Below are 13,534 nucleotides of genomic sequence, written 5' to 3' on the forward strand. Positions count from 1 at the left end.
CCGACAATGTACGCAATCGGCTCGCCCAGCAAGCGCCGCTGAAACAAGGCCGACAGCTGCTGCGCTTGCCCGGCGTCGATAGTCCGCTCGTCCTGGGTAATCAGCTGTATCCGCGTCAGCTGCAGCGCGTGCATCAGCAGGATGCGGTTTTCCAGCGGGTTGAGCGGTGCCTGCTTCAATATCGCGGCGATGCTGGCGCCGGCCTCAATTGCAAACGTATCGGGAATTCCAGCCATTATCTAAGCCATTCCGCCAGGTCGCCTAGTAGCGGCTATTGCGTTTGAACAGTGTGGCGACCAGGATCACGACCAGCACCACAAACCACAGCAGCGACCACTGCGGAATAGACAGGCCCAGGATCGGGTCGTAAGGGGTCGAGCAGAGCGCGTAGGCGTCTACCTTGAACACGGACGGCAGCAAGGTGGCCGGCGGCAGCGCGTTCATCGGTGCTTCCAGCGCATCGCGGCCGCACGAGGTCGAAGGATGGGCGATGACCCACAGGTGCCAGATGGCGGTGCCGGCGCCGCCCAGTCCCGCCAGGATGCCGATTCCCGCGCCGGCTTTCTGGGCGCCGGCAGGCAAGCTGGCGCAAATCAGGCAAATCAGCGCAATCGCCGCAAATGCATAACGCTGTATCACGCACAGCGGACAAGGCTGCATGTCCTGGTAGTGCTGCAAATACAATGCGCCGCCCAGGATGGCCAGGGCGATGAAGGCAACTGCAAGCAAAACGGATTTGGAAGTTTTCATTTTTGGTTGTGATTTGGGTCGATGAGAGCCTGTCTGTCGCGGGTCAGATGCAGCCTGCGCTGCTTGGTTCCGCGCCAGCCGCTAGCATATGCGATTTTCAGATCGGCTGCGCGCTGTTTAGACCGCATCTCCCAGCGCCGCCAGCAGGTCAGCCTGGTGCTCTGCCGCCAGCGCATTGGTCAGCTCTTCCAGGTCGCCGTCCATGATGAAATCGAGCTTGTACAAGGTCAGGTTGATGCGATGGTCGGTCATCCGGCCCTGCGGGAAATTGTAGGTGCGGATCCGCTCGCTGCGGTCGCCCGAACCGATCAGAGATTTGCGGGTCGCGGCTTCTTTCGATTGCTGCGCGCGCAGTTGGCCATCCTTGATGCGCGCCGCCAGCACTTTCAGGGCAGACGCCTTGTTCTTGTGCTGGCTGCGGTCGTCCTGGCACTCGACCACGATGCCGGTCGGCATGTGTGTGATGCGCACCGCGGAATCGGTCTTGTTGATGTGCTGGCCGCCGGCGCCGGAGGCACGGTAGGTATCGATGCGGATATCGGCGGGATTGATGTCGACATCGCCGACTTCATCCGCCTCCGGCATGATGGCGACGGTGCAGGCAGAGGTATGGATGCGGCCTTGGGTTTCGGTGGCCGGTACCCGCTGCACGCGATGGCCGCCGGATTCGAACTTGAGCCTGGAGTAGGCGCCGAAGCCGATCACGCGCACGATGACTTCCTTGTAACCGCCGACTTCCGACGCCGATTCCGACACCATCTCGACCTGCCAGCGGTTGCGTTCGGCGAAGCGCGTATACATCCGCAGCAGGTCGCCGGCGAACAGCGCCGATTCATCGCCGCCGGTGCCGGCCCGGATTTCCAGGAAAATATTGCGCTCGTCGTTAGGATCCTTGGGCAGCAGCATCTTCTGCAGGTCGCCCTCCAATTGCTCCATGCGCGCTTTCGCCGCCACGATCTCATCCTGGGCGAACTCCTTCATGTCCGGGTCGGATTGCATTTCTTGCGCCGCCGCGATATCGGCGTCGGCTTGCAGATAGGCCTGGTACAGCTCGACCAGCGGCCCCAGTTCCGCATGTTCGCGCGTCAGCTTGCGATAGCTGTCCATGCTGGCGGTGGCGTCTTCCTGCATCAGCAGGTCGCCGACTTCGACCAGGCGATTGGCGAGTTGATCGAGCTTGGCGAGCATTGATGGTTTCATGGCGGGTTTCAGTCAGGGCAAGGCGAATCGAAAAGGGGGATGCAGCAGTGCGCAGGGCGACACGATTGCTCGCGGCCACGCGGGGGATAGCGGCAGCTGCGCTAACGTTTGGTGCGGAACAGTTGCGGCAGAAGGGCTGCCAGGCGCGCGCGTTCGTCGCCCTGGGCATTGTGCAAAGCCTGTTGCGGGCCGTGCATGAATTTGGCGGTCAGGCCTTTGGAGAGCGCTTCCAGGACTACTTCGATATCCTCGCCCTTGGCCAGCATCTTGCGGGCGCGTTCCAGCTCCAGCCGGCGCATGGCTTCGCTCGATTCCTGCAGGTCCTGGATCAGCGGCACCACCGCCCGGTTATCTACCCAGTGCATGAATGACTGCACCCGGGTTTCGATGATGGCTTCTGCCTGGGCTACCGCGGCCTGGCGATTTTCCATGCCGGTCTGCACGATCGAACCGAGGTCGTCGACGGTGTACAGGAAAATATCGTCGAGGCGGCCGATTTCAGTTTCGATATCGCGCGGCACGGCCAGGTCCAGCATGAACATCGGTTTGTGGCGCCGGGCCTTGACCGCGCGTTCGACCATGCCGAGGCCGATGATCGGCAAGCTCGATGCGGTGCAAGAAACGATGATGTCGAAATTGCCCAGCTGCGTCGGCAATTCGGCCAGCCGTATCGCCTGGCCATTGAAACGGTGCGCCAGCAATTCGGCGCGTTCCAGGGTGCGGTTGGCGACCGTCAGGGATTTCGGATTTTGCGCGGCAAAGTGGGTGGCGCACAACTCGATCATTTCGCCGGCGCCGATGAACAGCACATGCTGGCCGGCGACAGTATCGAAAATCCGTTCCGACATGCGCACCGCAGCGGCGGCCATGGAAACGCTATGGGCGCCGATTTCGGTAGTGCTGCGGACTTCCTTGGCGACCGCGAAGGTGCGCTGGAACAGCTGGTGCAGGTAAGTGCCGAGCCCGCCGGCGGCTTCCGCATGGCGCACGGCATCCTTCATCTGGCCCAGGATCTGCGCTTCGCCCAGCACCATCGAATCCAGCCCTGAAGCCACCCGGAACGCATGGCGCACGGCATTGTCTTGCGGCAGCGTGTACAAATGTGGCCGCAGCTCGGCGTAAGGCAGCTGGTGGTAATGCGCCAGGAAATGTGCGGTGGAGTCGATAGAGGCGTCGACCCCGTGCTGCAGGTTGCCCGCCGCGTACAGCTCGGTGCGGTTGCAGGTTGACAGGATGGCAGCCTCGTCCGATATGCTGGGAGTGTTGCCGCCGCTGAACCAGGCGCGCGCCGCCATCACCGCCTGACCGATCTGGTCAGCCGGGAAAGCCACCTTTTCGCGCAGGGAAACGGGCGCGGTGGTGTGGTTGAGTCCGACGGTTAGCAGGTGCATGGATGCGGTTGGCAGCAGGGGTGGCAGTGAATCGGGGCAATATTGTTAACCCAAGATTATACTCTTAGTAGCCGGGGAGGAAATTCCGGCCTGGCCGGCGCTGGCCGCAGCTCAGGTGAGGGCTGGCAAAGTGACAATGAAAGTGCTGCCTTCGCCCAGGGTGCTTTCCAGCGAGATTTCGCCAAAATGCCGTTCCACCACGGTTTTTACAAACACCAGGCCGAGGCCGGTGCCGTCCGTGTGCGGCTGGCCCGGGGCGCTGACGCGCTGGTAGCGCTGGAACAGTTTGACCTGGTCATGCGGCGCAATGCCAAAACCCTGGTCGGTGATGCGGCAGACTACCTGCGGCAGCAATTTGACGTATTTCAGGCGCAAGGTGCAGGTAATCCGCGTATCCGGCAAGCTGTAGCTAATGGCGTTGGAAATCAGGTTGCACAGCGCGCGCGCCATCAGCGAGCGATCGATATTGGTCAGGAATTCCTGGCCTTCGATATCCGTGATCAGCTCGATCTTCTTGTTGTTGGCAAGGCTCCACATTTCATCGACGGCGTCATACAGCACATCCTGGAAATCGACTTCTTCGAGCCGGTATTCGGACGATTCGGCGCGCGCCAGCTGGACAAAATTATCCGCCAGCCCCAGGGTCTTGCGCGCCGCCTGCTCCAGCCGCGCGAAAAATTCCTTTTGCGGCAGCGCCGAGGACGGGTTGCCTTGCAATTCGAGCAAAGCCAAGATCGAGGCTTGCGGCGCGCGCATGTCGTGCGACAGGAAACGCAGGGTTTCGTCGCGGCTGCGTTCGGCGGCGCGGATGATGGTGATGTCGACGATGCTGACGATCCAGCCGGTCAGCACCTGATGCGCGGAGTGGCAGGGGCCGCTCTTGATCAGCAGGTCGCGCCCTTGCTGGTCCTGCACCGTGGTGCCGCTGGTGAGGGTGGCTACATGCTCGAGATCGATCAGGTCCCACCAGCTGAAGACGTGGCCGGCGGCGGTATTGCCGGCTTGCGGCGTGCTCATGTTGGAAAACAGGTAGGGCAGCAGTGCGCCGTCGATATTCCGGATGCCGGCGGCGGCGAAATAATCCCGCGCAAACTGGTTCGAGACAAGCACATGGCCGTCGATGGTGGTGATCAGGGTGGCGTCCGGCAGGCTGTTGACGCTGTCGGAAATGAACTGGCGCAAATCGCGCACCCGGCGCGCTGCGACCCGCATGGCGTTGATGCGCTGCTCGAGCAAGTCTTCCACTTGCTGCGGCGCCCGTTCCGTATTCACCTCAGGCAGCAGGTGCGGCTCCTGGTCCAGCAGCATGAATTCTTGCCCGAGATAGGAAATCGCCGATTCGAGGCGGATCCAGTTCCATATGGGATGGGCGATGGCGAGCGCGATCAGGGCCGCGGTCGGGGCGATCCAGATGCCCAGTGTCAGCAGCAGATAGCTGACCGCCATCGTCAGCAGCATCAGGGTGGCGGTGATCAGCAAGGAGATGCGCGGCGTCCACAGCAGGTAGCTGGAGAGCGCGATGAGTACCGGCACGATGCTGAACAGCGCAGTCTGCAGCGGTCGCGCGATGCTGATCGATTTGTGGTCGAGCAGGCCGGCCAGGATATTGGCGTTGATCTCGATGCCCGGCATGACGCCGGAGGTGCCCGACACCGGCGTCGGGAACGTATCCGCCATGCCGAGCGCGGTGGCGCCGATCAATACGTATTTGCCGGTGAAAAACTGATCGGGCACGTCGCCGCGCAGTACCGAGGCATACGGCACGGAGCGGAAATGGCCGCTGCCGCCGGCGAACGGGATCTGGATCTGGTAATCGCGCTGCCAGCTGTCGGTCTTGTGCGGGCCGGGTTCAGCCGGCGTTTCGCTTAACCGTGCGCCTGGCAGGCTGCCGTTGGCGCCGGTAATTTTTTGCCCGGCGACGCCGGCCAGCGCTACCGCAAAATGCGGCCACCATTTATCATCCTGGCCTTCTTGCAGAAAGACGCTGCGCACCACGCCGTCCGGATCGAGTTCCAGGTGTATGTGGCCGACGCCGCGCGCGGCGTTGAGGAAGTCGGGCGTCGGCGGCAGCGCTTTCAGGCCGGGGCCGGCGCTGGCGACGACAATCGGCAGCACCGTCAGCTTGCTGGCCGCAAGCGCCTTGGTCAGCGCGCGGTCATCGGCGCGCTGGCCGGGGGACTGCCCTTGTTCCGCCTCCGGCATGATCACGTCCAGCCCGATCGCCAGCGGATTGGCGTGCATGATCCGGTTCAGCAGCTTGGCGTGCAGGCTGCGTTCCCAGGGCCAGCGGCCCAGCTTGCTGATGCTGTAGTCGTCGATGGCGACGATGATGATGTCGTCGCGCGCCGGCCGCGAATCGGCCCGCATGAACTGGTCGTACAGGGTCCGGTCGAGGCGGCCGAGGCCGTTCACATAGCCCATGCTGCCGGCGACGATCAGCATCAGTATGGTGATCGCCATCCATTGGCGGAACGCTACCCGTTTGATGAGCGGAATGACCTGCTTGATCATGAACAGTTGGCGAAAGGTTGCATGGTCGTGGCTGGCTTAATGTCCGGTCTGGGTGTTGCCGCCGACATTGAGCAGGGGCGAACCGTCGCTGGTGATCCAGCGGCTGCCGATATACACTTTTTGCGAAGGCGAGAAGGGGCCCACGTAACCGTCGGCGTCGATCGCCTTGATGCGGATGAAATAAGTGCCGTTGTCCGGGCGCGGGACGGCGATCTCCGGCGTCGCCGTGGTTTGCGTCAGCAGCAGCGCCGAGTAGCCGGCGTCGCGGCCGATATCGACCACGAATGTTTGTCCCGGTTCTGCGCTCCAGCGGAACGACAGGTCGCCCTCGATCGCGTCGGCAATCTTGGGAACCTGCAGCGCCGGCAGCAAGTTGAAGCGTTGCGGATCGCCGTAAGGTCCCTGGTCGCTGCCCTTGCCTTGCTCGACGATGGTCGCCACGCGCCAGAAGTAAGTGCCCAGCGCCAGTTTGCCGGCGCTGAACTGCGGCGCGGCGACGGCCGGCTGGTCAAGCACCAGCTGCCTGAATTCGGCATCGCTGGCGACTTGCAGATGATAAGCTTGCGCGTTGCCGACTTCGGCCCAGCTGAACATGACATCTTCGGCGCGCGATTTGTTTTTAGGTTCGATCGAGATCGGCGGTTCGGGCCGGGCTTTTAATGTAAACGCGGTGATCTGCGGGAGCCCCTGCAAACCGCTCTGGTCGAGTGCGGTGATGCGGACGAAATACTTGCCGTCCTCAAGCCCGTTGATCTTGAGTTCGGTATTGTTAGACTCGGCTTCGCTGACGACATTGCGCGCGTCGGCATCGGTGGCGATTTGCGCGCGGTAGCTGCGGGCGCCGGCCACCGCTGCGACGCTAAAGCGCACCGTCGGCCGTTCTTGCAGCTGCGGGCGGCCGTTGAGCTGCGGCGCCGGCAACAGCGCAACGGCCTTGCCCACCCCTTTGCCGCTGGTGACGTTGCCTTGCCCCGGGTGCAGGGTCAGCGCCGGCGCCTGGTTTTTCTTGGCCACCGCGACACCGCCGCTGAGCACTTCGGTCATCACCCTGTCGCCGACCAGGTCGACCCGGAAGTCGGTGCCGCGCACGCCGGCCACCGCCAGCGGCGAATGGACTTCGAAACGGCCTTTGTTCTTGTCCAGCGGCGAAACCTTGGATTCGACACGGCCTTTGAGCAGCGTGATCTCGGTGCGCGGGCTGTTGGTATAGCGCGCGGTGCGCAGCTTGCTCAGTTTTACCTGGCTATTGGACGGCAGGGCGACATGCGACTGGTCCGGCAGGCTGAGCGACAGGAAGCTGTTGCTGCCGGTATTGATGATAGTGCCTTCGCTCAAGGTAGTGCCGATGCTGATCTCGATCGGGCGGCCGTCGGCGCCGACAGCGTCGATATTGCCGGACATGGCGGCTACCTGGGCCGTGCTCGGATCGTCCGGCAGCAGCGCCACCGGAATGATGATGGCGGTGCCGACCGGGATCGTGCGGTCATTCTCGATATGGTTGAGTTTCGCCAGCTGCACCCAGTTGTTCTTGCTGGAAGTCAGCTGGGCGGCGATCACGCCCAGGGTGTCGCCGAGTTGCGCGCGATAAGTGATGGTCGCCGCACCCACCTGCACCGCGGCCGGGTCCAGCGCCGGCGGGGCAGCAAATAGCGGCGCCCCTGCAAGGCAGAGCGCCAGGAAAGCTATTTTGGTGAATGTGCTGCGCATATCTGTCTATCAGCGCAACCGAAACGCGCCTTATCCTGTTAATTGTTCTAGTCGATAACCGTAGCTATAAACCGGAGCGAGTCGATAGCCGTTTTCTGGTCGTAATTGTAACTTACTCCGCACCCGTGAGACGTGGGTATCCATGGTACGGGAAGGAATGTCGACATCGCGCGACCATACGGCTTCGAGGATATAGGCGCGCGACAGAGGGCGGCCTAGGTTGCGAAAAAACAACAGCGCCAGGTCGAATTCCTTTTGCGTGATCTCGATCGGCTTGCCGGCCAGGGTCAGGCGGCCTGAGCGTGTTTCAAACAGATAATCGTTGAATACGATCTGTTCGCTCGAATTCTGGATCGGATAGGCGCGCCGCAACAAGGCTTGCACGCGCGCCACCAGCTCGCTGCGGCGGATCGGCTTGATCATGTAGTCGTCGGCGCCGGCGGCCAGGCCTTCGACAATGTCATCCTCGCCGGAGCGGCTGGTGATGAACAGCACCGGGATGGTTTTGGGAAGTTTGTCTCTGACCCAGCGCAATACCTCGGGGCCGCTGAGATCAGGAACCTGCCAGTCCAGGACCAGCATGTCGTAGCTTTCCCGGCGCAGCTGGTTCAGTATCTCTTTGCCGCTCTGGAATGGATGGCAGATATGCCCACTGGATGTGAGCACCTGGCAAACTAGATCGGTTTGACTGGGGTCGTCATCAAGGACAGCAATTCTCATATTTTATATATGTTAGGTGACTTCAGCGCTGGGGGCCGGCATCGGTGTTGTGGCGAATACAAGGAGTATATTAATCTTATTGCTACATTGCTGTAGATAAATATTCTATATATTTCCAGTGTCTTTCAATTGCCACAAAAAATTAAATAATTCAGTGGTGCCGGATGTGTTTGACAAAGCCCATGCCAAAACCGTTTCGGTTGAATGTCTGGCGATATATGCGGTTGTCATACAGTGTATGACGGGATTTGTAAAATTCCACCAGTGGCGCTCAATAACGAGAACCTGTCCGGGCCTGCGATCCTGGCCGGTCGTTGCACGGATTGCTGCCAGCGCGGCATTGCGCTGAATTCAGCTGCAGTCAGAAATGTCGGCTTACGCGTCCGGCAGCACCACGTTGACATCCAGCACTTCCAGATTACCCTGGCGATCCAGGGAAATCTTGATGTCGTCGGCATTGACCTTGGTGTATTTGGAAATCACCTCGATCAGCTCCTTGTGCAGCGCCGGCAGGAAATCATGGCCCGAGCGGCCATTGCGCTCGCGGGCAATGATGATCTGCAGGCGTTCCTTGGCGGCCGACGCTGTTTTAGGCTTGCTGTTAAACAAGAACGAGAGCAATGCCATGTTATTTCCCTCCAAAGATGCGGTGCAGGAAACCCGGTTTTTCATAGGAGGTAAAGCGCAGGGTGACGTCCTCGCCGAGGAAGCGCGAGACCACATCTTCGTAGGCCAGGGCGACATCGCTGCCCTTGATATGAATCGCCGGATTACCCTGGTTGGAGGCGTGCAGCACCGATTCCGATTCAGGAATGATGCCGATCAGCGGAATCCGCAGGATATCCTGGACGTCGGTATACGACAGCATTTCGCCGGCTTCGACGCGTTTGGCCGAATAGCGGGTGATCAGCAGATGTTCCTTGACCGGCTCGCCGCCGTTTTGCGCGCGCCGCGATTTCGCCTGGATGATGCCGAGGATGCGGTCGGAGTCGCGCACCGACGATACTTCAGGGTTGGTGACGACGATCGCTTCATCGGCAAACGTCAGCGCCATCACGGCGCCGCGTTCGATGCCGGCCGGCGAATCGCAAATGATGTATTCGAAATCCATCTTCACCAGGTCGTTGAGGACGGTCTCCACGCCTTCTTCGGTCAAAGCATCTTTGTCGCGGGTTTGCGAAGCCGGCAAGATGAACAGGTTTTCGCAATGCTTGTCCTTGATCAAGGCCTGGGTCAAGGTTGCTTCCTTGTTGACCACATTGATCAGATCGTACACCACGCGCCGTTCACAGCCCATGATCAGGTCCAGGTTGCGCAGGCCGACGTCAAAGTCGAGTACAGCGGTTTTGTGGCCGCGCATGGCCAGGCCAGATGCAAAACTGGCGCTGGAGGTGGTTTTGCCAACCCCGCCTTTGCCGGACGTAACAACGATGATTTTTGCCACGAAGAGCTCCTTTGGATGTGCGGATATTTTTTGTAAATTAAATTCGGGAAGCGGAGTTGAGCGATAGTACGTCAATCCGGTCGCCGCTCAGGCGAATTTGTGCCGGCTGGCCCTTTTGTTCCGGCGGCAAGCCGTTTTCGAAAGTGCGGTAGACGCCGGCGATGGAAACCAGTTCGGCCTCCATGCTGGCGGCGAAAATGCGCGCCGAGGTATCGCCGCTGGCGCCGGCCAGGGCTCGTCCGCGCAGCGGCGCGTAGACGTGGATGCTGCCGTCGGCGATGATTTCGGCGCCATTGTTGACTGTGGCGGTGATCACCAGGTCAGCGTCGCGCGCATAGATCCGTTGCCCTGCACGTATCGGTGTATCGATGATCATGGTGCTGGCCGCAGCCCTGGGAGGCGCGGCGGCAGGTGCGGCGGGCGGCGGCGGAGCTGCAGCTGCAGGTTCCTGGCGAGCCGCAACGACGTGATCGATGCTCAGGCCGCTGGCGATGATGTCGGCTTCCATTTCCGCCGGGGCATTGCGTACGGCAACTGCGTTCAGGCGATATTTCTTCAGCAGCTCTATCAGTTGCGGCCAGTCTATGGGCGAGCGGTCCGGCCCTAGTGCGGCAACATCGATGACAGCAAATTCATTGTCAAAGAAGTCAGCGGTGCCGCCGGTCATCTCCTGCAAAGCGGCTTCCAGCACCATCGGATCTGAATCATGCAAGATGGCGGATACGGCTACCACGGTTGCAATTTTTATTTCAATCGGCTTGCGGGATTTGTTTTTGAGCATAAAGCAGTGAGGTATATAGGCAACCAAAGCGGAAAGTGCTGACGGATTGGTTTATAGAACGTTTAGGCGGCAAATGGTTCGCTTATCTGTTTGCTTAAGGGTATATAAAATATTGTCCTGTTTTGTGATCTTACCAAATCTCGGGAAGATCACGAAAAAAGCATTGCCGGCCTGTTGTTCCTACATGCTGCCGTATTCGGCCTGAGCCGGGGGTTTTCACTGGTTTTCACTGTTACGTAATGCGCCGCAAATGCAAAAAGGGCTTAGCCGAAGCTAAGCCCTTTTTCCGTTTTTGGTGGCCCGGGGCGGAATCGAACCACCGACACAAGGATTTTCAATCCTCTGCTCTACCGACTGAGCTACCAGGCCAAGGGACAGGAGTATAGCAAAACATTTTCGATCCGCAAAGCCCCTTGTTGAAACTTCTTGAAAAAACTTTGCGCTGCTTGATTTGTGGGCGGCAACTTCCCGTCGGAGGGCCAGGAAACCCTTATTTAATGGGGCGCGCGAGGCTTTACAAGCGTAGTCGTTATAATGGCGGCATGAAAGATATCGCATCAATCTCGAAAAATACCGGCGCCGCGCCGATGGCGAAATACGATATTTGCATCGTCGGCAATGGCGCTGTCGGCAAGGCGGCGGCGCTGGCCTTGGCGCAGGCGGGTTTGCGTGTCGCTTTGCTGGGGATGCCGCCGCCGGCGTCGGTTGCAGGACCAGAGGCTTGGGACACGCGCGTCTACGCGCTGAATCATGTGGCGCGCAGCCTGCTGTCGGCTGTCAAGGTGTGGGATGCCCTGGATCCTGCACGGATAAGTCCGGTAGAAGGCATGGCGATCAAAGGCGGGACCGGCAGCGCAGCCGGCAATCTTGCGTTTGACGCTTACAGCGCGCGGGTCGATGCGCTGGCCTGGATTGTGGAAGACCGCAATCTCAACCAGGCGCTGGATGCGGCGCTGAAATTTTCCTCGAACGTGCAGCTGCTCAGCGGCCGCGTCAAATCTCTGCAAGTAGATACGGATGCGGCGGCGCTGCAGCTGGAGTCGGGCGAGACGGTCAGCGCTGCCCTGATCGTGGGCGCCGACGGCGCCCAATCCTGGGTGCGCAGCCAATGCCAGATCGGGATCGATTACCGCTCATATAAGCAGCGCGGCGTGGTCGCCAATTTCTCGTGTGAGCGGCCGCATCATGGTATTGCCTACCAGTGGTTCACCGAAACCGAGGGCATTGTCGCCTTGCTGCCGTTGCCTGGGCAGCGGGTATCCCTGGTGTGGTCGGCGCCGGAGGCCCTGGCGCTTGAACTATTAAATGAGCCCTTGTCGGAAATGGCCGAGCGCCTGACGACGCTGGCCGGCGACAAGCTCGGGCAGTTGCAGCCCTTGCAGCCGGAACTGGCGCAAGCATTTCCTTTATCCCTGCTCAAAACCCATTCGCTGGTGGCGCCGCGCGTCGTCTTGGTCGGCGACGCCGGCCACGTGGTGCATCCGCTGGCCGGACACGGCATGAATCTCGGTTTCGGCGATGTCGCGGCGCTGGTCGAGGTGCTGGCCGAGCGCGGCGCCCATCGCGATTGCGGCGATGCCGGCCTGCTGGCGCGTTATGCGCGCGCGCGCAAGGAAGAAATATTTCTGATGCAAATGACGACCGATGGACTGGAGCGGCTGTTTGGCTTCGATTTCGGGCCCTTGCGTTTGCTGCGCAATGCCGGGTTGAACTTGCTGGATAAAGTACCGGTCTTAAAAAGACAATTGATGGCCCACGCTTTGGGTCGGACAGCTGATAAAGAATAACTGGAACAACGATGAAAAAAATAAGCCTGATGTTGGTGGCCCTGATGGGCCTGTGGGTAAGCGCTGCCGGCGCCGAGACCTTGCAGGAAGCTGCGGTCAAGAAACTGATAGAGCCGCGCCTGGGAGATAACGTCAAGGTAGATGAAGTGACCAAGACTCCGTATTCCGGTTTGTTCGAGGTACGTGTCGGCAACGATATCTTTTATACCGACGCCGCCGCCAAGTATGTGTTCGTCGGCCGCATCATGGATGCCCAGACTTCGCGCGACTTCACCAGCGAGCGGGTAGACGAACTGAGCAAGGTCAAGTTCTCGGACTTGCCGCTGGAGCTGGCCATGAAAAAGGTCAAGGGCAACGGCAAGCGTGTGATCGCGGTGTTCGAAGATCCCAATTGCGGCTATTGCAAGCGCTTCCACAAGACCACGCTGCAGGAAGTCGACAACGTTACCGTGTACACCTTCTTGTATAACATCCTGGCCGACGATTCCGCCGTCAAGGCCCGCAACGTCTGGTGCAGCGCCGACCGCAACAAGGCATGGACCAACCTGATGGTCGACGGCAAAGCCGCCGCCGCCGCGCCGGCCGCCTGCCAGGCGCCGAACGACAAGGTACTGGCGCTCGGCCAGAAGTTGAACGTGACCGGCACGCCTACCATCATCTTTGCAGACGGTTCCCGTACGCCAGGCTGGATCGATGCGAAAGCCATGGAAGCAAAATTCAGTTCTTTGAAATGAACCAGGCGCCTGCCGTCCGGCGAGCGCGACTTTTCCCTGAAGCCTGTCATGGGTGTTCAATCACATAAGCCACAAGTAAGCGGACAAATCATCGGCCTGCTGCTGGCCGCTGGCCGCGGCCGGCGTTTTGATCCTAGCGGTGCGCGCAGCAAATTGCTGCAACTGTTGCCGACCGTTGAAGGCCGGACGGTGCTGGCGACGGCTGCCGGCAATCTGGCGGCGGCCTTGCCCATATGTGTTGTCTTGCGCGATAACACCCCGGATCTGGCCGCACAAGTTGCCGCTTACCCTTGGGTGCCATGCGCAACCGCCGATGACGGCATGGCGGCGTCGCTGGTCTGCGGCCTGGAGCAGACCGCCGATGCCGCCGGCTGGATAATTGCCTTGGCCGACATGCCCTATGTGCAGGCGGCGACCATCCAGGCGCTGGCGTCGGCGCTGCGTCAAGGCGCCGGCATTGCGGTGCCGACCTGCCTCGGCCGGCGCGGCAATCCGGTCGGCTTCAGCCG

At 60.6% G+C, this 13,534-nt stretch carries 12 protein-coding genes, 1 tRNA gene and 1 pseudogene; 3 read left to right on the forward strand and 11 right to left on the reverse strand.

Annotated features, from left to right (window positions below):
• The 11 genes and pseudogenes from JWQ61_RS10865 to JWQ61_RS10915 form a co-directional block, all read right to left on the reverse strand.
• A pseudogene (locus tag JWQ61_RS10865) lies at positions 1–236 on the reverse strand (peptide chain release factor N(5)-glutamine methyltransferase); the annotation flags it as partial.
• 25 nt (positions 237–261) lie between these two features.
• Complete coding sequence (locus tag JWQ61_RS10870; RefSeq protein WP_304360549.1) at positions 262–750, reverse strand: disulfide bond formation protein B; 489 nt, start codon at positions 748–750, stop codon at positions 262–264.
• Positions 751–867: 117 nt separating this feature from the next.
• Positions 868–1,950 carry a peptide chain release factor 1 gene (gene prfA / locus JWQ61_RS10875; RefSeq protein WP_304360550.1) on the reverse strand — a complete coding sequence of 361 codons (1,083 nt, stop codon included), beginning with the start codon at positions 1,948–1,950 and terminating at the stop codon, positions 868–870.
• 101 nt (positions 1,951–2,051) lie between these two features.
• The gene (gene hemA / locus JWQ61_RS10880; RefSeq protein ID WP_304360551.1) at positions 2,052–3,341 is read right to left on the reverse strand and encodes a glutamyl-tRNA reductase; all 1,290 of its coding nucleotides are present in this window, start codon (positions 3,339–3,341) and stop codon (positions 2,052–2,054) included.
• Positions 3,342–3,452: 111 nt separating this feature from the next.
• On the reverse strand, positions 3,453–5,852 hold the full coding sequence (locus tag JWQ61_RS10885; RefSeq protein ID WP_304360552.1) for a CHASE2 domain-containing protein: 2,400 nt from the start codon (positions 5,850–5,852) through the stop codon (positions 3,453–3,455).
• Positions 5,853–5,888: 36 nt separating this feature from the next.
• The gene (locus tag JWQ61_RS10890) at positions 5,889–7,559 is read right to left on the reverse strand and encodes a FecR domain-containing protein (protein ID WP_304360553.1); all 1,671 of its coding nucleotides are present in this window, start codon (positions 7,557–7,559) and stop codon (positions 5,889–5,891) included.
• Between the two features lie 30 nt (positions 7,560–7,589).
• Positions 7,590–8,279, reverse strand: a complete 690-nt coding sequence (locus tag JWQ61_RS10895) for a response regulator transcription factor (RefSeq protein ID WP_014007885.1) — start codon at positions 8,277–8,279, stop codon at positions 7,590–7,592.
• Positions 8,280–8,654: 375 nt separating this feature from the next.
• Positions 8,655–8,906 carry a cell division topological specificity factor MinE gene (gene minE / locus JWQ61_RS10900; RefSeq protein WP_038493233.1) on the reverse strand — a complete coding sequence of 84 codons (252 nt, stop codon included), beginning with the start codon at positions 8,904–8,906 and terminating at the stop codon, positions 8,655–8,657.
• Position 8,907: 1 nt separating this feature from the next.
• Positions 8,908–9,723, reverse strand: coding sequence for a septum site-determining protein MinD (gene minD, locus JWQ61_RS10905; protein ID WP_014007883.1), 816 nt, complete (start codon positions 9,721–9,723; stop codon positions 8,908–8,910).
• Between the two features lie 37 nt (positions 9,724–9,760).
• Positions 9,761–10,504 (reverse strand): septum site-determining protein MinC, encoded by a 744-nt coding sequence (gene minC, locus JWQ61_RS10910; RefSeq protein WP_304360554.1) that lies wholly within the window; start codon positions 10,502–10,504, stop codon positions 9,761–9,763.
• Positions 10,505–10,797: 293 nt separating this feature from the next.
• Positions 10,798–10,873, reverse strand: a tRNA-Phe gene (locus JWQ61_RS10915).
• 173 nt (positions 10,874–11,046) lie between these two features.
• Between JWQ61_RS10915 and JWQ61_RS10920 the strand changes: the two genes are divergently transcribed.
• The 3 genes from JWQ61_RS10920 to JWQ61_RS10930 all read left to right on the forward strand — a co-directional run.
• The gene (locus tag JWQ61_RS10920; RefSeq protein ID WP_304360555.1) at positions 11,047–12,291 is read left to right on the forward strand and encodes an FAD-dependent monooxygenase; all 1,245 of its coding nucleotides are present in this window, start codon (positions 11,047–11,049) and stop codon (positions 12,289–12,291) included.
• Positions 12,292–12,302: 11 nt separating this feature from the next.
• A complete protein-coding gene (locus JWQ61_RS10925; RefSeq protein WP_304360556.1) occupies positions 12,303–13,025 on the forward strand; it encodes a DsbC family protein in 723 nt (240 codons plus the stop codon).
• 48 nt (positions 13,026–13,073) lie between these two features.
• On the forward strand, positions 13,074–13,534 hold a 461-nt coding region (locus tag JWQ61_RS10930), incomplete at its 3' end, for an NTP transferase domain-containing protein (RefSeq protein WP_304360557.1).

The sequence above is a fragment of the Collimonas fungivorans genome (genome assembly GCF_028292705.1).
Classification (GTDB): Bacteria; Pseudomonadota; Gammaproteobacteria; order Burkholderiales; family Burkholderiaceae_D; genus Collimonas; species Collimonas fungivorans_B.